Annotated in this window: 22 protein-coding genes; 14 read left to right on the forward strand and 8 right to left on the reverse strand. The window is 61.5% G+C overall.

The window, feature by feature from the left end; all coding sequences use genetic code 11:
• The first annotated feature begins 116 nt into the window (after nt 1–116).
• Nucleotides 117–707, forward strand: coding sequence for a hypothetical protein (locus FHS06_RS06695; protein ID WP_167047076.1), 591 nt, complete (start codon nt 117–119; stop codon nt 705–707).
• A gap of 5 nt (nt 708–712) precedes the next feature.
• On the opposite strand, the gene FHS06_RS06700 is transcribed toward FHS06_RS06695, so the two are convergent.
• On the reverse strand, nt 713–994 hold the full coding sequence (locus tag FHS06_RS06700; RefSeq protein WP_182486503.1) for a helix-turn-helix domain-containing protein: 282 nt from the start codon (nt 992–994) through the stop codon (nt 713–715).
• Nucleotides 995–1,093: 99 nt separating this feature from the next.
• On the opposite strand from FHS06_RS06700, the gene FHS06_RS06705 reads away from it, so the two are divergent.
• Genes FHS06_RS06705 through FHS06_RS06715 form a run of 3 tightly spaced genes read left to right on the forward strand, consistent with a single transcriptional unit; the run spans nt 1,094 to nt 4,502 of the window.
• On the forward strand, nt 1,094–1,720 hold the full coding sequence (locus FHS06_RS06705) for an SAF domain-containing protein (protein WP_167047079.1): 627 nt from the start codon (nt 1,094–1,096) through the stop codon (nt 1,718–1,720).
• The gene (locus FHS06_RS06710; RefSeq protein ID WP_167047082.1) at nt 1,717–2,979 is read left to right on the forward strand and encodes a CpaE/TadZ family protein; all 1,263 of its coding nucleotides are present in this window, start codon (nt 1,717–1,719) and stop codon (nt 2,977–2,979) included. Before FHS06_RS06705 ends, FHS06_RS06710 begins: the two co-directional genes overlap by 4 nt.
• A gap of 29 nt (nt 2,980–3,008) precedes the next feature.
• Entirely contained in the window at nt 3,009–4,502 is a 1,494-nt protein-coding gene (locus tag FHS06_RS06715) for a sensor histidine kinase (RefSeq protein ID WP_167047085.1), read from the forward strand.
• 97 nt (nt 4,503–4,599) lie between these two features.
• Here the strand turns inward: FHS06_RS06715 and FHS06_RS06720 are convergent, their stop codons facing one another.
• Nucleotides 4,600–4,848, reverse strand: coding sequence for a WhiB family transcriptional regulator (locus FHS06_RS06720; protein ID WP_165139057.1), 249 nt, complete (start codon nt 4,846–4,848; stop codon nt 4,600–4,602).
• A gap of 237 nt (nt 4,849–5,085) precedes the next feature.
• On the opposite strand from FHS06_RS06720, the gene FHS06_RS06725 reads away from it, so the two are divergent.
• A complete protein-coding gene (locus FHS06_RS06725; RefSeq protein WP_167047088.1) occupies nt 5,086–5,478 on the forward strand; it encodes a histidine kinase in 393 nt (130 codons plus the stop codon).
• Between the two features lie 7 nt (nt 5,479–5,485).
• Here the strand turns inward: FHS06_RS06725 and bcp are convergent, their stop codons facing one another.
• The 3 genes from bcp to aroA form a co-directional block, all read right to left on the reverse strand.
• Complete coding sequence (gene bcp, locus FHS06_RS06730) at nt 5,486–5,956, reverse strand: thioredoxin-dependent thiol peroxidase (RefSeq protein WP_167047091.1); 471 nt, start codon at nt 5,954–5,956, stop codon at nt 5,486–5,488.
• Nucleotides 5,957–6,025: 69 nt separating this feature from the next.
• Nucleotides 6,026–7,066 carry a ribosome small subunit-dependent GTPase A gene (gene rsgA, locus FHS06_RS06735; protein ID WP_167047094.1) on the reverse strand — a complete coding sequence of 347 codons (1,041 nt, stop codon included), beginning with the start codon at nt 7,064–7,066 and terminating at the stop codon, nt 6,026–6,028.
• Nucleotides 7,063–8,409: a 3-phosphoshikimate 1-carboxyvinyltransferase gene (gene aroA / locus FHS06_RS06740; protein ID WP_167047097.1), complete on the reverse strand. Its 1,347-nt coding sequence runs from the start codon at nt 8,407–8,409 to the stop codon at nt 7,063–7,065. Before aroA ends, rsgA begins: the two co-directional genes overlap by 4 nt.
• Before the next feature lie 39 nt (nt 8,410–8,448).
• Here aroA and FHS06_RS06745 point away from each other — a divergent pair, with 39 nt between their 5' ends.
• The gene (locus FHS06_RS06745; RefSeq protein ID WP_167047100.1) at nt 8,449–9,105 is read left to right on the forward strand and encodes a sigma-70 family RNA polymerase sigma factor; all 657 of its coding nucleotides are present in this window, start codon (nt 8,449–8,451) and stop codon (nt 9,103–9,105) included.
• 3 nt (nt 9,106–9,108) lie between these two features.
• Entirely contained in the window at nt 9,109–9,354 is a 246-nt protein-coding gene (locus tag FHS06_RS06750; RefSeq protein WP_167047103.1) for a zf-HC2 domain-containing protein, read from the forward strand.
• A 64-nt stretch (nt 9,355–9,418) separates the two neighbouring features.
• On the opposite strand, the gene FHS06_RS06755 is transcribed toward FHS06_RS06750, so the two are convergent.
• Nucleotides 9,419–13,084 carry a multifunctional oxoglutarate decarboxylase/oxoglutarate dehydrogenase thiamine pyrophosphate-binding subunit/dihydrolipoyllysine-residue succinyltransferase subunit gene (locus FHS06_RS06755; protein ID WP_167048066.1) on the reverse strand — a complete coding sequence of 1,222 codons (3,666 nt, stop codon included), beginning with the start codon at nt 13,082–13,084 and terminating at the stop codon, nt 9,419–9,421.
• Between the two features lie 172 nt (nt 13,085–13,256).
• Between FHS06_RS06755 and guaB1 the strand changes: the two genes are divergently transcribed.
• The 7 genes from guaB1 to FHS06_RS06790 all read left to right on the forward strand — a co-directional run bounded on the left by guaB1 (nt 13,257) and on the right by FHS06_RS06790 (nt 21,063).
• Nucleotides 13,257–14,714, forward strand: coding sequence for a GMP reductase (gene guaB1 / locus FHS06_RS06760; RefSeq protein ID WP_167047106.1), 1,458 nt, complete (start codon nt 13,257–13,259; stop codon nt 14,712–14,714).
• A 152-nt stretch (nt 14,715–14,866) separates the two neighbouring features.
• A complete protein-coding gene (locus FHS06_RS06765) occupies nt 14,867–16,210 on the forward strand; it encodes a hemolysin family protein (protein WP_167048070.1) in 1,344 nt (447 codons plus the stop codon).
• Nucleotides 16,203–17,258: a hemolysin family protein gene (locus FHS06_RS06770; protein ID WP_167047109.1), complete on the forward strand. Its 1,056-nt coding sequence runs from the start codon at nt 16,203–16,205 to the stop codon at nt 17,256–17,258. The genes FHS06_RS06765 and FHS06_RS06770 overlap by 8 nt, the downstream gene beginning before the upstream one ends.
• Nucleotides 17,259–17,286: 28 nt before the next feature.
• Nucleotides 17,287–18,135 carry an ADP-dependent NAD(P)H-hydrate dehydratase gene (locus FHS06_RS06775; protein ID WP_182486502.1) on the forward strand — a complete coding sequence of 283 codons (849 nt, stop codon included), beginning with the start codon at nt 17,287–17,289 and terminating at the stop codon, nt 18,133–18,135.
• 32 nt (nt 18,136–18,167) lie between these two features.
• On the forward strand, nt 18,168–19,430 hold the full coding sequence (locus FHS06_RS06780; RefSeq protein WP_167047115.1) for a glycosyltransferase 87 family protein: 1,263 nt from the start codon (nt 18,168–18,170) through the stop codon (nt 19,428–19,430).
• Between the two features lie 18 nt (nt 19,431–19,448).
• Complete coding sequence (locus FHS06_RS06785; protein WP_167047118.1) at nt 19,449–19,826, forward strand: thiamine-binding protein; 378 nt, start codon at nt 19,449–19,451, stop codon at nt 19,824–19,826.
• Nucleotides 19,827–19,863: 37 nt separating this feature from the next.
• Nucleotides 19,864–21,063 (forward strand): MFS transporter, encoded by a 1,200-nt coding sequence (locus FHS06_RS06790; RefSeq protein WP_182486519.1) that lies wholly within the window; start codon nt 19,864–19,866, stop codon nt 21,061–21,063.
• Nucleotides 21,064–21,278: 215 nt separating this feature from the next.
• Here the strand turns inward: FHS06_RS06790 and metX are convergent, their stop codons facing one another.
• Nucleotides 21,279–22,484, reverse strand: a complete 1,206-nt coding sequence (gene metX / locus FHS06_RS06795) for a homoserine O-acetyltransferase MetX (RefSeq protein ID WP_167047124.1) — start codon at nt 22,482–22,484, stop codon at nt 21,279–21,281.
• A gap of 150 nt (nt 22,485–22,634) precedes the next feature.
• The gene (locus FHS06_RS06800; RefSeq protein WP_167047127.1) at nt 22,635–23,957 is read right to left on the reverse strand and encodes a bifunctional o-acetylhomoserine/o-acetylserine sulfhydrylase; all 1,323 of its coding nucleotides are present in this window, start codon (nt 23,955–23,957) and stop codon (nt 22,635–22,637) included.
• Nucleotides 23,958–23,993: the final 36 nt, after the last annotated feature.

Genomic DNA, 23,993 nt, shown 5'->3' on the forward strand with positions numbered 1-23,993 from the left:
TTTGGGGATCCGCGAGTGAACCCAGTAGAGCACGCAGGCACAATCCCGCGAATGAGAATGTCCTCATGTGTGAATAACGTTGGCGGCTCCCTTTTGAGATGTCGTAGTGTCCAGCCGTGCAGTGGGACAGGTTCTTTGACGACGTCGAGCAGCAATTTGCGGGCGAACAAGCAGCCGAGCGGGCGGCGCTCGAGAGCGAATCAACACGACTGCGGCTTGCCGCCGTCACGTTTCGAGAGAGACTTTTGAGCTTCGCAGTCGGAGCTGCGTTCATTCGTCTGTCGACAGAGGGCGGTGATGTCTCGGGCGTGCTCTCAGCGGTGGGAGTTGACTGGGTTGCCCTTGACGGCGCGGCAGCTGGGGCAATGGTTGTGCCGCTCGGCGCGTTGCTATCCGTCGGTGTAGAGCGCACGATGGCGGTGAGCGTTGAGCGGTCATCTGAACCACGTCGTCGTGCACTGGAAGACACGATGACATGGGGATTCATCATGCGCGACTTTATGCGCCGCCGAATACCTGTGACTTTGATTCTTATCGATGGAAAACAGCTATCGGGAACCATTGATCGAGCCGGCGCTGATCATCTTGACCTCGCTCTTCACGACCGCGGGGTCGCGCGACGCGAAAGCGAAGTCACCGGACTTCGACTAGTGCCGTTTGGTGCGATAGCGTCACTGCGTCTCGACACCGCTAGCTCGCGTATCTGACGACCTCAGTCGGGTTTGCTGACGTGACCACGGCCCCAGAGTTCGGGAAAGCTCGCGGCGTTCGACTGTCGCCACAACGCCATTCGGCGCGCTTCTTCGGCCTGCTCGTCGAGATAGTCGACAACGCTTTCTGCCTCGATACGCCACTGCCCGGGAGTTCCGACTTTCGACCCACGCAAGCGGGCCTCGAGAACAAGCGAAATCACGTCATCGATCGAAAGCGTGAGCATTTCCGCGACCTGCGCGGGCGCGAGCATGCGCGCGCCGGGCACGGGAGATTCGGGCATGTTCCTCATTATCCGTGCCCCGGCGGACATCGACGGCTGTACGCGCGGTGCTGTGGATAACGGTGGGCGCAATCGGGAAAGCTCGGTCACTATTGGGCCATGACTTCGCGTACACAACCCCTGGTGCGCCCCCGTCGTGTCTGGGGTGACGTGCGATTTCTTTTAGGCATCGGCTTGATCGTGCTCTCGATCGCCGGCGTTTGGGCAGTCGTCGCGGCTGCCCAAACAACGGTGCCAGTGCTCGCAGCATCCCGCACGATTGTGCCCGGCGAGAAGATCGAGACATCAGACCTTCGGGTCGTGGATGTCGCGCTGGGCCAGATTGATGCGTATCTCTCGCCCGACTCGCTGCCCGTTGATTCCGTCGCGCTCAGAACGATTGAAAGCGGTGAGCTTGTTCCCTCGAGTGCTCTCGGGACCGCATCGATGGCACTCACCACCACAATTGCGCTAACAAGCAGTATTGCGATTCCCGACGCCGTCACTGCCGGCTCCGCGGTGGAGATCTGGTCGACCCCGCTGGATACCGACGGCACATATGGCGCACCAAGAATCCTCATCGGCGATGCGACGGTGGCGCTGATTGATCAAGACGATGCTGTTATCGGCCAAAACGGCACTCAGGTAGAGCTGGTGATTCCTCGAGCGGACGTTGCCGATGTGCTTGACGCCATCGCGCAGGAAGCACGAATATCGGTGGTACCGACGGGAGGCACCGCACCGTGAGGGTGATCATTGCCGCTGACGCCCGTCGCGCAACGCATCTCGCCGACGAGCTTGCTCGATTTGGCATCGAAGTCGCCGAGGTGACTCGCGCCGGAGCGATCGATACAGCAGCAGGATCCGAAGGGGCCCGCCCTCCCACCGATATCGATTGGGTAGTACTACAGGCGTCTCCGAGCACGCTGACACATGCGTGCGTCAGCTGGTGCGATAGGGCGGGGGCTCGCATCTTGGCGCTGTGTGCAGATCCGGCAGATCGCCGTCTGGTTGCTGCTTTTGGGCTCAGCGATGCGCTCGATCTTGGTACAGACGCGACCAGCATTGTTGCCGCGCTAAACGCGCCGCTCGCTCTTTCTCAGGCGTCGCCGGGTCGCGTGCGTTTGCCTGGCATCGTCGCGGTGTGGGGCGCGCACGGTGCCCCGGGGCGTTCAATGCTCGCTACCGAGCTCGCGCTGGAGCTTTCCCGCGGGGGACGACATATCGCGCTCGTCGACGCTGACACGCACGCGCCGTCGCTGGCGCTGGCGCTGGGGCTCTCCGACGAAGCACCAGGGCTTGCGGCAGCATGCCGCCAGGCTGAATTCGGCGGCCTCGACATCGCCGAACTCGAGCGAGTGAGCACGAGCGTAGGCGGAAGCGATGGCCGTCTCGACGTGCTCACCGGAATCAATCGCCCATCTCGCTGGCCAGAAATAAGTGCGAGTCGGCTATCTCAGGTGCTCCAGGCATCCCGCTTTTGGGCCGATCACACCGTGATCGATGTTGCCGCATCTTTAGAGCGAGATGAGGAGATCGTGAGTGATCTTCACGAAGGGCCGCGGCGAAATGCCGCCACACTCACATCGCTCGCGGCTGCGGATCTTGTGGTTGCTGTACTCTCCGCCGACCCGTCTGGCGTAGCTCGATTCTTGCGGGCCTACTCGGAACTGCGCGCGACGATTGGTACCACGCGCGTGTTGGTGATCGCGAACCGGCTGCGGCCTGGCGCACTGGGCGTTGATGCGCGGGGCCAAATCCGACGCACGCTCCAGAGGTTTGCTGGCATCGATGAAGTCTGGTTTGTTCCAGAAGATGCTCGGGCCGCAGATGCGGCCATGCTCGCCTCTCGTGCAATTGGCGATCTTTCACCGCGTTCAGCGATAACGCTTGCACTTCGTCGCTTTACCGGTGAAGCGGTGCTGACCAACTCGCTACCGGTCGCCGCGCCGTCGCGGAGCGCGCAGCGGCGAGTAAGTAGACGAGCTGTAGCCGCGCGCGGATGAGATTCACTCCGGGCACGTAGGCTGGTGACGTGTCGACCCTTAGCGATCTCGTTTCTGCCCAGGGCTTCTCCGATGACGCTGACATCGAGTGGCTACACCGCCTCGCAGGAGACGGCCAACTCCTCGCTGACCTCGCGTTCGCTGACATCGTCGTCTGGGTTCCAACGGCAGATGATTCGTTTGTCGCGGTCGCGCACACGCGGCCAAGCGGGGCGGCTACGCTCTTCTACCGCGACATCGTGGGCGACCAGGTGCGTCCCCAGTGGCGTACTCAAGTTCGTGACGCCTTCCGTACCGGCCAGATCGTGGATTCCGCATCTCCTGACTGGTTTGAAGAAACGCCCACGCGCGTGAGGGCGGTGCCGATTCTCCGGACCAGGCCTCGAAACGGCGAAAATGTAGCCGCAATCGGTGTGCTGACGCGTCACACCAACCTCGGCGAGACCCGCACACCTTCTCGTCAGCAAATTACATTCAACGATTGTGCCGACGAACTTTTCGGCATGATCGCCGCGTCAGACTTTCCTGACATGTCGGCTCCCACAGCCCCACGACGTGGCGCGCCTCGTGCTTCTGATGGTCTTATCCGCCTCGACGTCGATGGCACCACGACGTTTGCGAGCCCCAATGCGCTCTCGGCGTTCAATCGCATGGGCTTCGACGATGAGCTCGAGGGTGAATCTCTCGTCGAGGTCATCACCGAAATATTGCCTGACAAACGTCAGTTCGATGAATCGCTCCCGGTCGTTGCTACCGGCCGCGCGCCATGGCGGAGCGACATCGAAGCACGCGGCGTTACCGTCTCGCTTCGCGCTATTCCCCTGCGTGATCACGGCACCCGAATCGGCGCGATCGTGCTATGCCGCGATGTCACCGAACTGCGACACCGCGACCAAGAGCTGATCACAAAAGACGCAACGATTCGTGAGATACATCACCGCGTAAAGAACAATCTGCAGACCGTCGCGTCGTTGTTGCGGATCCAGGCGCGACGCACACACTCGGACGAAGCGCGAGACGCATTGACGCAAGCCATGCGGCGAGTTTCAGCTATCGCAGTGGTACACGACACCCTGTCGGAGGGGCTCGCTCAGAACGTCGACTTTGACGATGTGTTCGCACGCGTCATGAAACTTGTCGCGGAGGTAGCGGCCTCCCCGACGACGCGCGCACGCACTCGTACGACGGGGGAGTTCGGCATCCTGCCCAGCGAGTACGCCACCCCGCTGTCACTGGCGCTCACCGAGCTTGTGACGAATGCCGTCGAGCACGGGCTCGCAGGCCGCGAAGGCGACGTGGAAATCAGCGCCGATCGAAACGAAACGCGTCTGGAAGTTCGCGTACGCGACACCGGTTCAGGTCTACCGGAAGGTCAGGTCGGCCGGGGTCTCGGAACACAGATCGTGCGGACCCTGATTCAAGGCGAACTTGGCGGCACGATCGACTGGCACACGATCATGGGCAGCGGCACCGAAGTGACGATCGATATTCCGCTTCGCTACATCGCTGGCGACAAGTCGTAAGCCAGCGCACGAATAAAGCCACCCACTGCTCACAGGAGCGGTGGGTGGCTTTAAAGTTACTGCGGTTGTTTGTCAGCTTGCGCGACGGTGCTGTTGGTCAGCTTGCGCGACGGGCACGGGCAGCCCGACGCTTGAGCGCGCGACGCTCGTCCTCGGAAAGACCACCCCACACACCCGAGTCTTGTCCAGACTCGAGTGCGTACTGCAGGCAAATTTCAGTGACGGTGCAACTAGAGCACACGGCCTTGGCTTTCTCGATCTGATCGACAGCGGGCCCGGTGTTTCCTACTGGAAAAAACAATTCGGGGTCGACAGTGAGACAAGCGGCTTTGTCACGCCAATCCATAGTGGTGCTCCTTGGGGCAGACGACGATTTAACGGGCGATTTCAGGGTCGGAACAGTGTCCGATATCCTTTTTGTGGTGCGCGAGACTCTTGCTCGCCCCACGCCGCTGTGGGAGCACACGACGTCTCCCATCGTCCCACAGCCATGAAGGTGAATCAAGGGTTAACTCTTGTTTCGTGTGGGTTTCGCGCGAAGATTTTGCCAGCGGCATCACGCAAACCACCGAGAGGCCAGCACTTGCACAAAGACGGCGTTACGAGAACGTCCGCAACGCTCCTGGCTCTCGAAGCATTCGGGCTTGCGATGCTCACGGCATGGCAAGTGATGGCCATGCTTGACGGTGACACCGGGGCGATAGCAACGGCCCTCGCTTTGGCTGTGCTGACGGTGATCGGTGCAGTTGCCCTCGCCTCATTCGCTGTGGCGGTCTTACGTGGAGGCTCGTGGGGCCGCTCGGGCGGCATCGTCGCTCAGCTTCTCATCCTCGCGGTAGCACTGGGAGCCGCCACAGGGGAGTTCGCACACCCGCTGGTCGCCGTTGGCATCGGCCTGCCCGCGCTCGTCACCTTCATTGCGTTGGTGCTGGTCGCATGGCGTGCTGGCCGCGGCGGTGACGCGCCGTCTGAGTAAGTCGCAGCTATGCGCCGACGCCGAGCATCGTGCGTAAGCGAGCCACGTGACCCGTCGCTTTCACGTTGATGAGCGCGTGCTCAATGAGGCCGTTCTCGTCGATCACAAAAGTCGACCGCACAACCCCGACGACAGTCTTGCCGTAGTTCTTCTTCTCGCCCCACGCGCCATACGCCTCGTGAACAGCGTGGTCGGGGTCGCTCAGTAGATCGAAGGTAATACCGTCGCGCTCACGAAAAGCTCGGAGCTTTTCAGTTGAGTCGCGTGAAACTCCCAGCACTGTGTAGCCGGCCGCCTGGAGGGGTGCCAGGCTGTCGCGGAAGTCGCAGGCTTGCGTTGTGCAGCCTGGTGTCATCGCTGCGGGGTAGAAATAGAGAATAACGCGCTCGCCGCGGAGGGCCGCGAGTGAGACGACGGCGTCGTCTTGATTGACCATAGAGAAGTCGGGTGCAGGGGTGCCTTCTTGAAGATTCGTCACACCACAAGCCTAATCTGGGTAACGCTGCTACTCATCGCGCGCCAAGCGGCCATGGCGGACGACTTGTTCTTAGGGTGTCGCGAAGGTCGTGAGTAGGCGCTGAAGCGAATCTAGGCGCGCGGCGCCGGTCGGTCCAAGCCGCCCGTCGGCGACGGCCTCTTGAAGAGCGCAGTCGGGGGCATCCGGCAGATGAGTACACCCGCGTGGGCAGTCTTGGGCGATGAGGGCGAGTTCAGTGAACGCATCGATGATGTGGGTCGGATCGACGTGTCCCAGTCCAAACGAGCGGACTCCGGGAGTGTCGATGACCCAGCCGTTGCCCTCCGGCCCCCGGTAACGCAGAGACACCGTCGACGACGACGTGTGACGTCCGCGGCCAGTGACGTCATTGACGTGGCCAGTGGCGCGTTGCGCCGAGGGAACAAGCGCGTTCACCAGCGTCGACTTTCCTACCCCAGAATGTCCGACGAAAACCGTCGAGTGTCCTGTGATCGCTGCCCCGATTCGCTCAAGCGGCATCTCGCCTTTGGCGCTTGTGAATACGTCAAGATCGACGCCCTCAAAATGGGACAAGAACGCGGCCGGGTCGGCAAGATCTGTTTTCGTCACAACGAGCAATGGACGGATGCCGGCATCCAGTGCTGCGACAAGATACCTGTCGACGAGGCGCGCGCGCGGCTCGGGGTCCGCGGCAGCGACAACGACAAGCATTTGGTCGGCATTGGCGACGACGACTCGTTCGACCTGGTCGGTGTCGTCGGCGCTACGCCTGAGCAGAGTTTTTCGATCTTCGATACCGATGATTCGCGAGAGCGTGCCTTGTTCGCCGGTTGTGTCTCCAACGACTCGAGCGATGTCACCGGTAACGATCGGCCTCTTGCGCAGCTCGCGCGCGCGCACAGCAAGGACTTCGTGCTCTTCCGGGGTGTCTTCTGCGACTAATACCGTATATCTACCCCGACCAACGCCGAGGACGCGAGCACTCTGCGCATCAGCATGAGCCGGGCGGCGCTTCGTGCGGGGACGGTTTGCTTTGGGGTTTGGCCGCATACGAATGGATGACTCGTCGAAAGCCGCATCATCGTCGTCGTCGTCATTGAGCCAACTCACGCGGTGCCCATCTCAATGCTTCCAAGAAGCTGCTGCCACAAATCTGGAAACTCCGGCATCGTCTTCGCGGTGGTGCCGATGTCGTCGACGTGAACGCCTGGAACTGCCAACCCGATGAGCGCGCCAGTCGTCGCCATGCGGTGATCATGATGTGCGTGCCACGTCCCGCCATTCAGCGATCGTGGGACGACGCGGATGCCCTCGGCGAGTTCCTCGGCTTCGCCACCGAGACCGCGGATTTCGGTGACGAGTGCGGCAAGTCGATCGGTTTCATGGCCGCGAAGATGGCCGATTCCTGTGAACGTCGATGGCCCATCTGCCAAGGTCGCAAGACCTACGAGCGTGGGGGCAAGCTCTCCGGCGGCTGACAGGTCAAGGTCGACCCCGTTGATCTGGCCTGTGCCGGTGATCGTCAATGCGCCCGCACGACGCGACGCTCGACCACCCATTCTCGTCAGCAGGTCACTCAGCAAAATTCCCGGCTGTGTCGAGTGCGCGGGCCAGCCGGTTATCGTCACGCTCCCGGCCGTGACGAGCGCAGCAGCTAGAAATGGCGCTGCGTTTGAAAGATCGGGCTCTATCGACACGTCTTTCGCCCGCGGCGGCATGGGGGGAACAATCCATTCGGTGGGAGTGGGGCGCTCGACATGCACGCCTCTGTGTGCCAGCGTCTCAACAGTCATATCGATGTGGGGCATGCTCGGCAGACGGCTTCCGCTGTGAATGAGATGAAGACCGACATCGAAGCGGGGCGCCGCGAGCAGAAGCCCGGATACGAACTGACTCGACGCGCTGGCATCCATGGTTACTTCGCCGCCGCGTACTTGCCCGTGTCCACGCACGGTAAACGGCAGTGACCAGGAACCACCGTCGTCGATATCGAGGCCCACGCTACGAAGCGCTTTAATCATCTCGCCCATCGGGCGATGGAGCGCGCTCTCATGCGCGGTGAGAGTGACGTCACCTTCGGCGAAACCCGCTACCGCTGCGACAAATCGCATTACAGTCCCAGCCTGGCCGCAATCCACTACTCCGCCGCCGCTCAACGGCCAGCGGGGGGTTATCGCGAGATCGGGCCCGAACAGGCCATGACCGGCGTGCTCAGTAACCTCCACCCCAAGAGCGCGAAGAGCGTCGACCATTCGCGCCGAATCATCGGAGTGAAGGGGAGCGCGAACGAGGCTCGGGCCGTCAGCGATGGCAGCCAGAATGAGCTCTCGGTTGGTGAGCGACTTTGATGCGGGAACGCTCATCGTCGCGCCCAGCGGCCCGGTCGCGGTTGGTGCGTGCCAGGCGTTCTGCAGGGGGACCTTGGAATCGGGGGAATACCCGTGAGTGCTCATCGCGTTCTACCCTACTGAACCACCGAACGGAGGAACGCTATGATCGCAACGCTCGAGCGCCCGATGCTCTTGCATCACGTCGCCGACGTAGACTGGCCGGTGATGGATGACGAGCGCGAGACCTCTGCAGATCCGCGGACACAGTTCGAGGATCAAGCTCTGCCGTACATGGATCAGTTGTACGCAGCGGCAATGCGTATGACGCGCAATCCAGCAGATGCTGCTGACCTTGTGCAAGAAACGTTCGTGAAGGCGTTCTCGTCGTGGAATAGGTTCACGCAGGGAACGAATCTAAAGGCTTGGCTCTACCGCATCCTGACGAACACTTACATCAACACGTACCGAAAGAAGCAGCGGGAACCCTTCCAGGGAACCATCGATGAACTCGAAGATTGGCAGTTGGGTGGCGCTGAGTCCACGACTGCGTCAAGCTCCCGGTCCGCAGAAGCCGAGGCAATCGATCGGATGCCATCCTCCGCTGTGAAGGATGCTCTGCAATCCATTCCGGAAGATTTTCGTCTTGCTGTGTACTTCGCAGACGTCGAAGGATTCGCGTATCAAGAGATCGCGGAGATTATGAAAACACCTATCGGCACGGTCATGAGTCGCCTGCATCGCGGCAGGCGAATGCTACGTGACCTTCTTGCCGAATACGCCACTGAGCGGGGAATTGTTCCCGCGTCTTCTGGGAGTTGAAAGATGACCGATTGCGGTTGTGAAAAAGCGAGGAAAGACCTCGAAGAGTATTTGCGCAACGAGATGTGCAGCACTCAGCACGCAGACATTCAAGAACACCTTGAGCACTGCGCAGCCTGTCGCGATGAGGCGCTTGTCGCAACGACTCTGACCGACGTTCTTGCTCGGGCGTGCCGAGAGTCTGCTCCGGAAACATTGCGCGACCAGGTCATGGCCACGTTGCGCGCTGCGCAGGCCAGCCACCACTAGACGTATACAAAGACGCCCCTGGCTGCTGAATTTTCATTCTGCAGTCAGGGGCGTCTTGTTTGTCTCAGAGCGAGAGCGCCTGCTCCATGAGAGCCGCATGCTGTATCGCGTGCACCTTTGGAGAGCCGGTTGCCGGCGACGCGGCTGCCTCGCGGGTTATGCCGCGAATTGTCCGACCCTTCAGGTGCTTTGAGACCTCGAGAGCCATGAAGGGCCACGCGCCCTGGTTCTCGGGCTCATCTTGCACCCATACAAGTTCCGCATTCGGGTATTCGTCGACGATCGCGTTGAGGTCAGCAATCGGCGCCGGGTAGTACTGCTCCAGGCGAACGAGAGCGACCTCTTCATTCGGGTGCTTGTCGAGCTCGCCACGGAGATCCCAGTGAATCTTTCCCGAGTGCAAGAGCACCCGCTTGACCGACGCCTTGTTGAGGGTGCGCGTGTCATCAAGCACGGGCTGGAACTTTCCCGAGGTGAAGTCTTCGACGGGGCTCGTCGCCCCGCGAAGGCGAAGCATCGCCTTGGGAGTGAATACGATCAGCGGCCGCCGCGGGCGGGCATAAGCCTGACGTCTCAGCAGGTGGAAGTACGACGCGGGAGTCGAGGGACGAGCCACGGTCATGTTGTCTTGCGCACACATCTGCAGATAACGCTCTATGCGTGCAGACGAGTGGTCGGGGCCTTGTCCTTCGTAGCCGTGGGGGAGGAGAAGCACCACGCTCGACTGCTGGTCCCATTTCTGGTCCGCTGAAGAGATGAACTCGTCGATGATCGACTGGGCACCGTTGGCGAAGTCGCCGAACTGGCCCTCCCACAGGACGAGCGCGTCTGGCCGCTCTACGGAGTATCCGTATTCGAATCCCATCGTGGCGTACTCGCTCAGGAGAGAGTCGTACACCCAGAAGCGTCCCTGGTTTTCGCCGAGGTTGGTGAGCGGAATCCACTCTTGGCCATTTGCCCGATCGTGCAAAACCGAGTGGCGCTGCACGAAAGTGCCGCGGCGCGAGTCTTGGCCCGCGAGGCGGACATGGGTGCCTTCGACAAGAAGTGATCCGAAGGCGAGGAGCTCTCCGAATGCCCAGTCAACGTTGCCTTTTCGGCTCATGTCGAGGCGCTTGTCGAGAAGCTGCTGCAGCTTCGGGTGCACAGTGAAGTTCTCGGGCTTGTTAACGAACGTGTCACCGATGAGCTGAACGACCTCGGTCGACACTCCGGTGGTCTCAGGTTCGCCAGCAAGAGTATCTTCGGGTTCTGGCTCTGCAACAACGGTGGACGTACCCGTTTGTGCTTCGTGGGTTTCGGCGAATGCTATCTCCAAGCGTTGCTGGAAGTCACGCTTGGCCTGGTCGTACTCTTCCTCGGTGATGTCACCGCGGCCGACGAGCGATTCGGTGTAGAGGCGTCGAACTGAGCGCTTGGCCTCGATGAGGTTCGTCATGAGGGGCTGAGTCATCGAGGGGTCATCGCCCTCGTTGTGTCCGCGACGTCGATAGCAGACGAGGTCGATGACGATATCGCGATGGAACTCCTGGCGATACATGAACGCGAGCTCAGCCACACGCACGACAGCTTCGGGGTCATCGCCGTTGACGTGAAGAATCGGAGCCTGGATTGTTTTCGCGACGTCGGTTGCGTACACCGAGGTGCGACCGTCCTGCGGCAGAGTCGTGAAGCCAACTTGGTTGTTTACCACGACGTGGATCGTGCCACCGGTACGGTAGCCCCGTAGCTGCGACATCTGGAGGGTTTCTACCACAACACCTTGGCCGGCGAATGCAGCGTCGCCGTGCACCAGAATCGGCAGCCAAGAGAAGCTTCCGAGTGGACCGCGATCCTGACGTGCCCGAACGATTCCTTCGAGTACGCCGTCGACTGTCTCGAGGTGAGACGGGTTCGCAGCAAGGTACACCGGCATTTCGTCGCCGGAGTCGGAAACGAAAGTTCCTTCGGTACCGAGGTGGTACTTCACATCTCCCGAGCCGTGCTTATTGCCCGGTTGGCTGGTTCCTTCGAACTCGCGGAAAACCTGGCCATATGTCTTGCCAGCGATATTTGTCAGCGCATTCAGGCGACCGCGGTGAGCCATGCCGATAGCGGCGCCCTGCAAGCCTTCGGTAGCGGCACCCTGCAGAATCTCGTCGATAAGGGGGATCAAGGACTCGCTGCCCTCGAGCGAGAACCGCTTCTGGCCTACGTACTTCGTCTGCAGGAAGGTCTCGAAAGCCTCAGCCTCATTGAGCTTCGACAGTACTCGCAGCTGGTCGTCGTGACCCGGCTTCTGATACTTGACCTCGACGTTGTCCTGGAACCACCTGCGCTGCACAGGGTCTTGAATGTGCATGTACTCGATGCCCATCGTGCGGCAGTACGAGTCCCGGAGAACGCCCAGGATGTCGCGAAGCTTCATCAGGCGTTTGCCGCCGAAGCCGCCCGTGACGAAGTAGCGGTCGAGGTCCCAGAACGTGAGCCCGTGGTTCTCGATTTCAAGGTCAGGGTGTGTCCGCTGTGCGTACTCCAGCGGATCGATGTCGGCCATCAAGTGACCGCGTACGCGGTACGAGTTGATGATTTCTTGCACGCGTGAGGTCTTGTCGACGCGCTCGGCGATGTCGACGTTGATGTCGCTTGCCCATTGGATGGGCGAGTAGGGAATTCGCAAAGAGGCGAAGATGTCGTCGTAGAAACCGCGCTGCCCGATGAGCAGCTCGTGAACCTTTTTCAAGAACTCGCCGGATCCTGCGCCCTGGATCACGCGGTGGTCGTACGTGCTCGTAAGCGTGATTGTCTTGCCGATGCCAAGCTCGGTGAGAGTTTTCTCACTCGAACCCTGGAACTCCGCCGGATACTCGAGGGCGCCGGCGCCGATGATGCAGCCCTGCCCTTTCATAAGGCGAGGCACCGAGTGGACGGTGCCGATGCCGCCAGGGTTCGTCAACGAAAGGGTTGTGCCCTGGAAATCGGCACCTGTGAGCTTGTTGTTGCGCGCGCGCTTGATGAGGTCTTCGTACGCGGAGAGGTACTCATCGAAGGTGAGGGTGTCAGCGCGTTTGATGCTCGGCACCATGAGCGCGCGGGAGCCGTCTGGCTTTGGAATATCGACGGCGATACCGAGGCCGACGTGGGCGGGGGAGACAACCGACGGTTTGCCGTCGATTTCGGAATAGAACACGTTCTGGCTTGGGAACTCTTTCAAGACCTGAATGAGTGCCCAACCGATGAGATGAGTGAAACTCACCTTGCCGCCACGGGTGCGCGACATGTGGTTGTTGATGACAATTCGATTGTCGATCATGAGCTTGGCGGGCACAGTGCGGACGCTCGTGGCGGTCGGAACTGTGAGTGACTCGTCCATGTTCGCGGCAAGGGCCTTTGTCATGCCCTTGAGAACTGTGACGGAGTCTTCGCGCTCGGATGTTGCTTCGCTTGCCTTCGCCTGCACATTTGGCGCCTGTGCGGGAATCGGTTGTGGTGCAGCCGGTTTCGCCGTGGTGCGGGCAACCGGAGGAGCACCGATCACAGGAATCGGTGCGGTGACTGGCTTTGGCTCACCAGCGCTGGCTTGGGAGCTCCCGGGGTCTACGGGATGGTAAGACTCGAGTACCGGCCACCAGGCCTTATCTACCGAATTCTTATCAACTTTGAACTGCTCGTAAAGTTCGTCCACGAGCCATTCGTTGGCCCCGAACTCCCCTTCGCTCGACACCCCGACGCCCGTCACTTGGCTCGACACGTTCGATCGCCCGCTTTCATAGATGGAGAGACGTGCTCGGCCACCCTCGGTCGGCACGCACTTCGTCAAGCGTAACGCAGACTGAAGGCTCGATCCTGGGCATACGGCAACTCGGCCCGGCACGTGTTCGTAACGTTCTCTTCAGCACTGCGACTGGCTACCCTTGGGCCTCATGGACTTCTCCGGTGAACGCCCTCAGGTAGATCTCACGTACTCGGACGTGTTTCTGGTTCCGCGCAGATCTAGCGTGACGAGTCGCCTCAATGTCGACCTGTCGCCGCTCGACGGGACAGCTGCCACGATTCCGCTGGTTTCAGCGAATATGAACTCGGTCACGGGCCCCCGTTTGGCCGCGACTCTCGCGCGTCGCGGTGGCCTTGGAATCCTGCCGCAAGATCTTCCCCTGCAAGAGCTCGATGCGGCAATTCGATCGGTCAAGTCGCAGCCTGTGCGGTGGGACACACCCCTCGTGTTGTCCCCGTCGGTGACAGTCGCTGAGGCATCCCGCGTTCTTCCGGCGAGCGAGGGCTACGCGATTGTTGTCGCAGACCCAACGATCTCGCCGCTCTCCATCGATGACGTGCTCGGAGTGGTGAGCGCACCGCGGCTAGGCACTGCTCTCCCTGACGCGCGATTGGGAGACCTCACGCGCGGTCGCCCTCCGGCTGTCGACGCCGACGACGTGGTCGATGCGCGTGCGGCTTTCGACCTCATCGTTGCGGCCGAAGCCGACACAGTCTGTGTTTTGCATCACGGCTACGTCGTGGGCACGCTTTCCCAGCGCAGCGCACTCAGATCAACCCTGTACCGGCCTGCGGTCGACAGCAATAATCGCCTAATCGTCGGTGCCGCCATCGGGATCAATGGCGAGGCAGCCGAGAAGGCGACGGCGCTCGCCGCCGCCGGCGCCGATGTGCTGGTCGTCGACACGGCACACGGGCACCAAGAAGGAATGCTCACGGCACTTCGCTCGGTCGCGGACCTGAACCTTGGTATTCCACTGGTTGCCGGAAACATTGTGACAGCTGAAGGCGTGAACGATCTTGTCGACGCTGGCGCCAATATTCTCAAAGTGGGTGTTGGTCCGGGCGCGATGTGTACAACCCGAATGATGACGGCGGTGGGGCGCCCGCAGTTCTCTGCCGTCCTCGAAACCGCTGAGGCTGCGCGCGCCCTTGGTGCGCATGTCTGGGCGGACGGTGGAGTCAGGTATCCCCGCGACGTAGCACTAGCCCTTGCCGCAGGAGCGGCATCCGTGATGATCGGCTCGTGGTTCGCAGGCACCGTGGAATCTCCCGGAGACGTGCTCTTTGATGCCGATGGGCGAGCGTACAAAGAATCGTGGGGGATGGCATCAACCAAAGCTGTCCAAGCCAGGTTCGGAAGGCTCGATGCGTACGAGCGTGCGAGGAAGGAACTCTTCGCGGAGGGAATCTCGTCGTCGAAGATCTACCTCGACCCGTTGCGGCCGGGGCTCGAAGACCTGCTTGACATGATCACATCCGGAGTGAGGTCGTCGTTTAGCTACGCCGGTGCTGGGAGCATCGCAGAGTTTCACGCCCGCGCGCGCGTCGGGTTGCAATCGGCCGCGGGCTACGAAGAGGGCAAGGCTCTTCCCGTCAGCTGGTGACGGGAAAAGAAGATTTCGCCGTGGAAGAAAGGATGCCGAAGCCCAGCTTGTGCGAAGGAAGAGTGGCATAGAATTACCCGCACAATGGACGACCCTCCTTCTTGCAGACTCTCGCCCCACCGACCACCCTCCCACTTGGGAGGTGATGCGTGATGGAATACGTCATGCTCGGCGTGGGGCTTCTCTTGACAATCGGCACCGGGTTGTTCGTCGCGAGCGAGTTTGCCCTCGTGAACCTCGATCGGGCCGACCTCGAAGCGCGTCAGACTGCGGGTGAATCTCGTCTCGCGCTCACCATCAGTGCGTTGCGCATCACTTCGACGCACCTCTCGAGCGCGCAGCTGGGGATTACGCTGACGACGCTCCTCACCGGTTACACGATGGAACCGGCGATTTCGAGCCTGTTACGGCCGCTGTTTACCGCCTGGGGACTTCCGGATGCTGTCACAACTCCGGTCGCGGCCACCATCGGTATTACTATCGCAACGATTTTCTCAATGATCCTCGGCGAACTTGTGCCGAAGAACTTCGCGCTCGCGATTCCGCTCACCACGGCAAAACTCGTGATGCCTTTTCAAGTTGCTTTCACGACAGTGTTCCGTCCTGCGGTGCGGCTGCTGAACGGCAGCGCCAACGCGATATTGCGGTCATTTGGGGTGGAGCCGAAAGAAGAACTCTCCGGAGCCCGAACTGCCGAAGAGCTATCAAGCTTGGTGCGACGTTCTGCGAGTGCCGGTGTGTTGGAAAAGGACACGGCCTCCTTGCTGGATCGCAGCCTGAACTTTGCACGATTGAGCGCGGATGACGTCATGACACCGCGCCCGCGAGTGCATGCCGTCGCCGCCGGAGACACCGCCGACGACGTGATTGCGATCGCGCGGCGGACCGGGCACAGTCGATTCCCGGTCTACGACGAGTCGATGGATGACATCGTCGGAATTGTGCACCTGAAGGCTGCGATCAGCGTGCCGCGCGATCGACGTCGCGATGTGCCGGCGGCCGCTCTTGCCACCGAACCGTTGCGCGTTCCTGAAACTGTGCACCTGGATGCTCTCGTTTCAGAGTTGCGTGCACGCGGCTATCAGATGGCCATCGTCGTCGACGAGTACGGCGGCACTGCCGGCGTGGTGACACTGGAGGATCTGGTCGAGGAAATCGTTGGGGAGGTGCTCGACGAGCATGACCGCCGGCGCGCGGACGTCGTGCATAGCTCCGACTCGGTCGCGTTCCCCGCGAGTCTCCGCCCGGATGAACTGCGCGATCGCAGCGGGATCAGGGTTCCGGCGGGTGACGTGTACGACACCGTCGGCGGATTCATTATGAGTGAGCTGGAACGGATTCCTCTCGTCGGCGACGAGATCGAGATTGACGACGGGACGCTCACTGTTTCGCGTATGGACGGAAGGCGTGTTGACCGCGTGAAGTTTGTCCCGCGACCTGTACCCGTTGACCCTGACGGCAACGAAAGCAGTGAAGAGGGTGAGCGCAATGAGTGATTGGGCAGGATTAGCCTGGCTCGTCGTGCTGCTTGCGGCCAACGCGTTCTTTGTTGGTGCCGAGTTCGCTGTTATCTCAGCACGCCGCTCGCAGATTGAACCCCGTGCTGAGCAGGGATCTCGATCGGCGAAGACTGCGCTGTGGGCGATGGAACACGCGACCCTCATGCTGGCGACGTGCCAGCTGGGCATCACAATCTGTTCGCTTCTTATTTTGAACGTGTCAGAGCCGGCGATTCACCACCTGTTGGCTGGTCCGCTGGGGTTGACCGGTTTGAGTGAGGGTGCTGTCGACACGATCGCCTTCATCATTGCTCTCGTAATCGTTTCTTACTTGCACGTGGTGTTCGGCGAAATGGTGCCGAAGAACCTTGCATTCTCACTTCCGGATCGTGCCGTGCTTATGCTCGCACCGCCGCTGGTATGGCTTTCAAAGGTGTTCCACCCGATCATCGTGACCCTCAACTGGATCGCGAACCACATCGTGCGGTTGTTCCGCGTTGAGCCGAAAGATGAAGCAGCCTCGACCTTCACTCTCGAAGAAGTCGCCACTATCGTCAACCAATCCCGCATTGAGGGTGTGCTCGACGACAGTGCCGGTACTGTCGCCGCCGTCGTTGAATTCACCGACAAGAAGGCAAAGGATGTCGCGGTGCCCCTTGCCGACCTCGTGACGCTGCCGGCATCAACGACAGCCGATGAGATCGAGCGAGCTGTTGCCCAGCACGGATTCTCGCGCTACGTGATTGTGGATGATGACGGCGTGCCTACCGGGTACGTGCACTTGAAGGATGTTTTGCGTGTGACGGGAGGAAAAGATCCCGACGCAAGTGTGGTGAAGCCCATTCCCCCCAAGCGCATCCACCACATGGTGCCAGTCCTCGAGACAACCGACCTCGAGGACGCGCTCGCTCTCATGCGTCGTGCCGGTCGTCACCTCGCGCAGGTGCGCACCCGCGCCGGCGAAACAACGGCAGTGCTGTTTCTCGAAGACGTGATCGAAGAGCTCATCGGCGAGGTTCAGGACGCCACACGTCGGCGGCGGTGAGCGAGCGTAGCGGAGTAACGTGGCGCGCATGACTGCGCTTCGCTCTTGGACTCCCTCGGATGCAGCGAAGTGGATTCGGCGCCCGCTGTCTAGCGACGACAAGTATTCGCGGGGTGTTGTGGGAATCCGTACCGGATCAGCCGAGTACCCGGGAGCTGCAGTTCTCGGCGTTGAAGCCGCATGGCGAGCGGGAACCGGGATGGTGCGCTACATTGGCGCACCGCGCGCCGCTGACCTTGTCCTCGCGCGCCGCCCCGAGACGGTGACGGCGGCGGGTCGGGTGCAAGCGTGGGTCCTGGGCTCCGGAACGGATGCCGCATCCCGCAGCGACGACGAGACGGAAGCGCTGCGCGGCATCCTTTCGGGTGAAGTACCTGTCGTGGTGGATGCCGGAGCGATGGATCTTGCGGTGGGAGCGACCGCTCCGTTGATTGTGACCCCGCATGGCCGCGAACATGACCGGCTAAGGCAGCTTCTTGGCCTCGGCGCCGTGGCAGACCATCCCACCGGAGAACGCGTCAACGCCGTGCAAGAAACCGCGAAGACGTTGGGTGCCACAGTGCTGCTGAAAGGCTCCACGACCCTTGTCGCGGCCCCGGACGGAACCGTCATCGAGGTGGAAGCTGGGGTGCCCTGGCTTGCGACAGCAGGAACAGGTGATGTGCTTGCAGGAATCATGGGGGCACTCGTTGCTTCCCACAGCGACAACATGATGAACATGACAGATGCAGCCGAGATCGCTGCGGCAGCCGCCTGGGTGCACGGGCGGGCGGGAGACATGGCATCCGCGCGCTTCGGCGCTTTCGGTGGGCCGATCACCGCGCTTGACGTGGCGGATGCGACGCCTGCCGCCATCGGAGAGCTACTCACCCGATAAGAATCTCATCGCTCGCCACGTAGGATGAGGGCGTGTCGAGGCGGGCGATCTTGTGGGTGGTGTTTGCGCTCGTCCACGTCACAGTTGCTCTGCTCGGTTTTATCTTGCCCAACCAGCCCATGGGTGATGTGTACCTCGTGTACGAACCCTGGTCGGGCTGCGCCTTGTTCGGCACGTCAGGCTACTGCGGTGCCGGCGGACACGAAATTGTTGGGCTCACTTCGCAGTGGGTGTACCCCCAACTAGCGCTCCTGCCGATGCTGGCAACATGGGCGTTCGCATGGATTGACGGGTACATCGTCGCGTGGGCGATCGTGGTCACACTCGTCGATGCCGCAGCGTTCGCTGTGTTGGTCGGGCGTGGCAGGTCGTCGGGCCGCCGCATGGCAGCCTGGTTCTGGCTCGCGTTCATTGCGCTCCTTGGCCCTGTCGGAATGTATCGGCTTGAGGGCATTTCGGTGCCCCTCGCGATCGTCGGCTCACTGTGGCTCGTGCGTCGCCCCTGGCTAGGCTCTGTGCTGCTATCGATTGCTACCTGGATCAAAGTGTGGCCGGCCGCGGTGATTGCTGCTGCTGTCATCGTGGTTCGCAGGCGCTTTGCAGTTATCGGCGGAGCGCTGATTGTTTCGGTGGTGACGCTGGGCGTTGTGTTCGCGTTCGGTGGGGGCAAGTATGCCTTCGGTTTCATCGGAGACCAGGCTGGTCGAGGCCTCCAGATCGAGGCACCGGTCAGTGCTCTGTATCTTTGGCGGGCAATCGCCGGCTCTCGCGATGCCTGGATTTACTACGACACAGACATGCTTACCTACCAGGCGACCGGCCCCAACGTCGACGCTGTTATCGCGGTCATGACACCGCTGATGGCCATAGCCGTTGCCGGTGTTGCACTGCTGGGCGCGTGGAAAGTACGCCGCGGCGCCGGCTTTGCGGCGGTCTTTCCGGCACTGTCGTTCGCTCTCGTGCTCGCGTTCATCGTCTTCAATAAAGTTGGGTCCCCCCAGTACATCGCGTGGATCGCGGCGCCCGTCATCGTGGGTCTTGTGCTGCGTCGAGAGCGATGGCTTGTTCCGGCGGTGGGTCTGCTGATCATCGCTGCTCTCACCCAGCTCGTATATCCGACTTTGTACAATCTCGTGTTGGCGCTCGACCCGGTGGCCGTTGGCCTGTTGACGCTCCGGAATGTACTGCTCATCGCCCTGTTTGTCTGGTCGGTAGTGGCTCTGGCCGGGGCCTCGACATGGTCGAAATCCCCCTCGGAGCGGGCTGAGGCATCCGGATTTATTCGTGCTGGTTGATTTTTCGAGGAGATTTTCTTGCTGATTGCTTTTTCTGTTGCCCCTAGTGGAACCGGCAGCGCCGATGCCTCGGTTCACGACGCTGTTGCTGCGGCCGTGAAGGTCGTACGCGACTCTGGGCTGCCGCACCGCACGACATCGATGTTCACCGAGGTCGAGGGCGAATGGGATGAAGTTTTTGCGGTCGTGAAAGCTGCGACGGATGCCGTGATGCCCTATGGATCGCGGGTTTCCCTGGTGCTGAAGGCCGACATTCGCCCCGGCTACTCCGGCGAGATCGACGCCAAGATCGACCGTCTCGAGGATGCGATCGAGCGCGGTGGAGAATCTTCGTCGGCAGATAGAACCGCCGCTTCGAATCGATTCGCTGAACGGAAGTCGGCGCCGCTAATATGACCGAGTGACCTCCTCGACTTTTTCGAAGAGGACGGCGATGTGGGCGCTCCTCTCCCTCGCCATCGGTAGCTTCGGTATCGGTATGACCGAGTTTGTCGTACTCGGACTATTGCCGAATATCGCTGCCGAGCTCCGCCCTGAACAGTGGGCGGCGAGTCAAGAAGAAACCATCGGCCAAGCCGGATGGCTTGTTTCGCTTTACGCGCTCGGAGTCGTTGTGGGAGCCCCGACCATCGCGGGTTCTGTTGCGCGATTCCCTCGGCGTGCCGTGATGATCGGGCTTGCGCTCTCTCTCACAGTGTTCAACGCTCTGACATTTCTTGCGCCCACCTTCGAGCTGGTCGCGGCTTCCAGGTTTTTGGCAGGCATTCCGCACGGTGCATATTTCGGCATCGGCGCTCTCGTTGCTGCTGACATGCTCGGTCCTGGAAAGCGTGCGAAGGGCGTCGCTTTTGTGTTGACCGGCCTGACAGTTGCAAACGTCGTGGGTGTTCCGTTCGGCACGTACCTGGGCCAGCAGTACGGATGGCGGACATCCTTTATCGTGGTGACGGCAATCTTCGCGCTCGCGACGATTGCGATCGCTGTTTTCGTGCCGTATCACCCAGGCCAACCAGGTCGCACTCTTCGCGCCGAACTCAGCGTGTTCCGTGTGGGTCAGGTCTGGTTTTCGCTCGGCATCGGAGCGGTTGGTTTCGGTGGTTTCTTCGCCGTCTACAGCTATATTGCGCCGATGGTCACGCATGTTGCGGGGATGACAGAGGGCTTCGTGCCGATCGTGCTCATCATCGTGGGCCTAGGGATGACAGTCGGAAACATCGTCGGCGGATACCTCGCGGATCGTGATCTCAAAGCGTGGCTTATTCGGGGTCTGATTGCGATGGCAATTGTGCAGAGCTTGCTCGCTCTTACCGCGGGATGGTTCGTTGCGCTCTGTCTGTTTGCTTTCGCGGTGGGATTCACCGGCGCGGCTCTCAGCCCGACAATTCAGACCCGCCTCATGGATGTGGCCGGCGACAACCAGTCGATTGCGGCGGCTCTCAATCACTCCGCGCTCAACATGGGTAACAGCCTCGGCGCATTCCTTGGCGGGCTCGTCATCGCGCTTGGCTGGGGATACGTTGCCCCCGCATGGGTGGGAGCGGCACTCGCTCTTGGCGGACTCGTTGTGACGGTCGTCGCTTTTCGAGTCGAGGCATCCCGCCGCACCGGCACCACAATTCCAACCGCCGCGTAACGCGCGCCCCGCGGGTTTGCCGCTCGCGAAGGGCCGCAACACGCCGTAGCCCCGCCGCCGAGCGCGCGCGGATGCGGCGTGTTGCGACCCCTCGGCGGAGTCAAACGGCAACAGCGGGGGACGAGCGTCGGGCGCCGGACGGGCGTGGGGCGCCGGACGGGCGTGGGGCGCCGGAGGGTGGATGCTGCGGCTCGGGGAGGCGCCGGAGGCGGATGCTACGACTCGAGGAGACGGCGGAGGTGCGCTGCGACGACCGGGGTCTCAATGAGGAAGCCGTCGTGACCGAAGTCGCTCGTGGTGACAGCTGCGCTGTCGCCGTCGATCGCGTGTGCGACACCACGAGCGATCGTGTGCTGCCCATCGATCGGGAAAAGGCGGTCACTGTCGACGCCGACGACAAGCGTCTTTGCCGTAATACGGGCCAGTGCATCGTTGATCCCGCCGCGATCACGACCGATATCGTGCGAATTCATGGCCTCAACAAGCGTGAGGTAGCTGTTTGCATCGAAGCGCCGAGTGAACTTGTTGCCATGGAAATCGAGATACGACTCCACCGCGAATTTGCCATCATGACCCAGCGGGCTCACGCCAGACTGCCATGAGCGTTGAAAACGTTGATTGAGCTCGGTCGGGCTCCGGTAGTTAAGGAGGGCCATGCGACGGGCAAGCGCGAGTCCACGGTGGGGTCCATCGCCGTCTCCGGAGTCGTAGTACTCGCCGCCAGCGAAACGCGGATCAATCCGGATTGCTTCGAGCTGCACCGAGTTTAGGGCGATCTGGTCGGCGGTCGTATGCGGGGGAGCAGCAAATACTGCGAGCCGTTCCACGCGCTCTGGGGCCATGATCGCCCATTCCAGCGCGTGCATTCCTCCCATTGAGCCGCCTACAACCGCGCCCCACTTATCGATACCGAGAGCATCAGCGAGCGGGAGCTGGGCTGCGACCTGATCGCGAATCGTCAAATACGGAAACCGCGATGCCCACTCATAGCCGTCGGGGCCGATGCTTGCCGGGCCGCTTGAGCCCTGGCATCCGCCCAGCATGTTGGGGGCCACGACGAACCAGCGGTCAGTGTCGATTGCTGCGCCCGGTCCGATGATGTCGTCCCACCAGCCGGCTGTCGCATGCCCGGGGGACGCGGCGCCGCGCACATGGCTATCCCCGGTCAACGAGTGCAGCACGAGCATAGCGTTGTCGCGTGCGGTATTTAGCTCGCCCCAGGTTTCGTAGGCAATGCGGTAGCTCGGCAGGTCGCGACCGCCCTCCGTGCGAAATCCACTGAATGCGGCGAACTGCCTGTCGCCTGCCGGATCACCATCTCGCCATGCCCCGGTCGCCGGGGGGCGTCCGAGCAGGAACCGAGCGTCGGCTTCGGTGACGGGTGCGCTCGGCACCGTGTCTTCGGAGGTCTGCCAGTCCATACCGCTATTGTCTCGCGCTCCAGAGCGATCGCGACGACTATTACGTCACAGCGATGACGTCACGCCGGAGTGGCAAAACGACGGATGCCTCGGCTCATAGCGTTGGTTGACGCATGAGCCGAGGCATCCAATCCCCCTGCACAGTGGGGTTTAGGCGCGCGCTGCCTCCGACACGCGACGAGCGGCGGAAAGAGCCTGCTCGAGGTCGGCTTTCAAGTCGGCGACGTTCTCGAGGCCGACCGACAAACGCACAAGTCCTGGAGTCACGCCGGATGTGAGCTGCTGCTCGGGCGTGAGCTGCGAGTGTGTGGTTGACGCGGGGTGGATGACGAGCGAGCGCACATCACCGATGTTGGCGAGGTGGCTGAACAGGTCGAGGCTGTTCACAAACTCGCGACCCGCTTCAACGCCACCCTTGAGTTCGAAGGACAGCACTGCGCCGACGCCCTTGGGCGCGTACTTGTTGGCTGCCGCGTACCAGGGCGACGTCGGAAGACCGGAGTAGTTGACGCTTGCGACATCGTCGAGGCTCTCAAGCCATTCGGCGATCTCTTGCGCGTTCTGCACATGGCGTTCGATGCGAAGCGACAGTGTCTCGAGCCCCTGGATGAGCAGCCATGCGCTGTTGGGGGAGATAGCAGCACCGAAGTCGCGGAGCAGCTGCACGCGCGCCTTGATGATGTAGGCAAGACCATCGCCCACCGCTGCGGTGTAGCTGGCGCCGTGGTAGGACGGGTCAGGCTCGGTGAGGCCGGGGAACTTCTCGACGTTCTTTGACCACTCGAACGAGCCACCATCGACGATGACTCCGCCGATCGTTGTGCCGTGGCCGCCGATGAATTTGGTTGCAGAGTGAACGACGATGTCGGCACCGTGCTCGAAGGGACGAATGAGGTAGGGCGTTGCGATCGTGTTGTCGACGATCAACGGAACACCGGACTCGTGGGCAACGCTTGCGACTCCCGCGATGTCGAGCACGTTGATCTGCGGGTTGCCGATCGTCTCGCCGAAGAACAACTTGGTGTTGGGGCGCACTGCGCGGCGCCACTCGTCGAGGTCGTCCTGGTTCTCAACGAAGGTGACCTCGATGCCAAGCTTGGCGAGCGTGTACTTGAAGAGGTTGTACGTGCCGCCGTAGATCGAGCTTGACGAGACGAAGTGATCGCCTGCTTCAGCGATGTTCAGCACCGCGAAAGTCTCCGCGGCCTGACCGGAAGCGACGAGGAGCGCGCCGGTACCGCCCTCGAGAGCCGCGAGACGTTGCTCTACGACGTCTTGCGTGGGGTTCTGAATGCGGGTGTAGATGTTGCCGAATTCGGCCAGTGCGAAGAGGTTCGCGGCGTGCTCGGTGTTGTCGAACACGTAAGAGGTGGTCTGGTAGATCGGCGTCGCGCGAGCTTTCGTGACGGGATCGGGCTGCGCGCCGGTGTGGATCTGTTTGGTTTCGAAGCGCCAGTTTTCGGGTGCGGACATGATCTGACTCCTGAAGTCTGTCGATCGGCACACGGC

The organism is Microbacterium halimionae (genome assembly GCF_011761265.1).
GTDB classification, from domain to species: domain Bacteria; phylum Actinomycetota; class Actinomycetes; order Actinomycetales; family Microbacteriaceae; genus Microbacterium; species Microbacterium halimionae.

Bases quoted from the DNA above. Each gene is read 5' to 3' on its own strand.
- FHS06_RS06700 (WP_182486503.1), bottom strand. From the start codon at position 994: ATGCCCGAATCTCCCGTGCCCGGCGCGCGCATGCTCGCGCCCGCGCAG.
- FHS06_RS06705 (WP_167047079.1), top strand. From the start codon at position 1,094: ATGACTTCGCGTACACAACCCCTGGTGCGCCCCCGTCGTGTCTGGGGT.
- FHS06_RS06720 (WP_165139057.1), bottom strand. From the start codon at position 4,848: ATGGATTGGCGTGACAAAGCCGCTTGTCTCACTGTCGACCCCGAATTG.
- aroA (WP_167047097.1), bottom strand. From the start codon at position 8,409: ATGAGCACTCACGGGTATTCCCCCGATTCCAAGGTCCCCCTGCAGAAC.
- FHS06_RS06745 (WP_167047100.1), top strand. From the start codon at position 8,449: ATGATCGCAACGCTCGAGCGCCCGATGCTCTTGCATCACGTCGCCGAC.
- FHS06_RS06750 (WP_167047103.1), top strand. From the start codon at position 9,109: ATGACCGATTGCGGTTGTGAAAAAGCGAGGAAAGACCTCGAAGAGTAT.
- guaB1 (WP_167047106.1), top strand. From the start codon at position 13,257: ATGGACTTCTCCGGTGAACGCCCTCAGGTAGATCTCACGTACTCGGAC.
- FHS06_RS06765 (WP_167048070.1), top strand. From the start codon at position 14,867: ATGGAATACGTCATGCTCGGCGTGGGGCTTCTCTTGACAATCGGCACC.
- FHS06_RS06770 (WP_167047109.1), top strand. From the start codon at position 16,203: ATGAGTGATTGGGCAGGATTAGCCTGGCTCGTCGTGCTGCTTGCGGCC.
- FHS06_RS06775 (WP_182486502.1), top strand. From the start codon at position 17,287: ATGACTGCGCTTCGCTCTTGGACTCCCTCGGATGCAGCGAAGTGGATT.
- FHS06_RS06790 (WP_182486519.1), top strand. From the start codon at position 19,864: ATGTGGGCGCTCCTCTCCCTCGCCATCGGTAGCTTCGGTATCGGTATG.
- metX (WP_167047124.1), bottom strand. From the start codon at position 22,484: ATGGACTGGCAGACCTCCGAAGACACGGTGCCGAGCGCACCCGTCACC.
- FHS06_RS06800 (WP_167047127.1), bottom strand. From the start codon at position 23,957: ATGTCCGCACCCGAAAACTGGCGCTTCGAAACCAAACAGATCCACACC.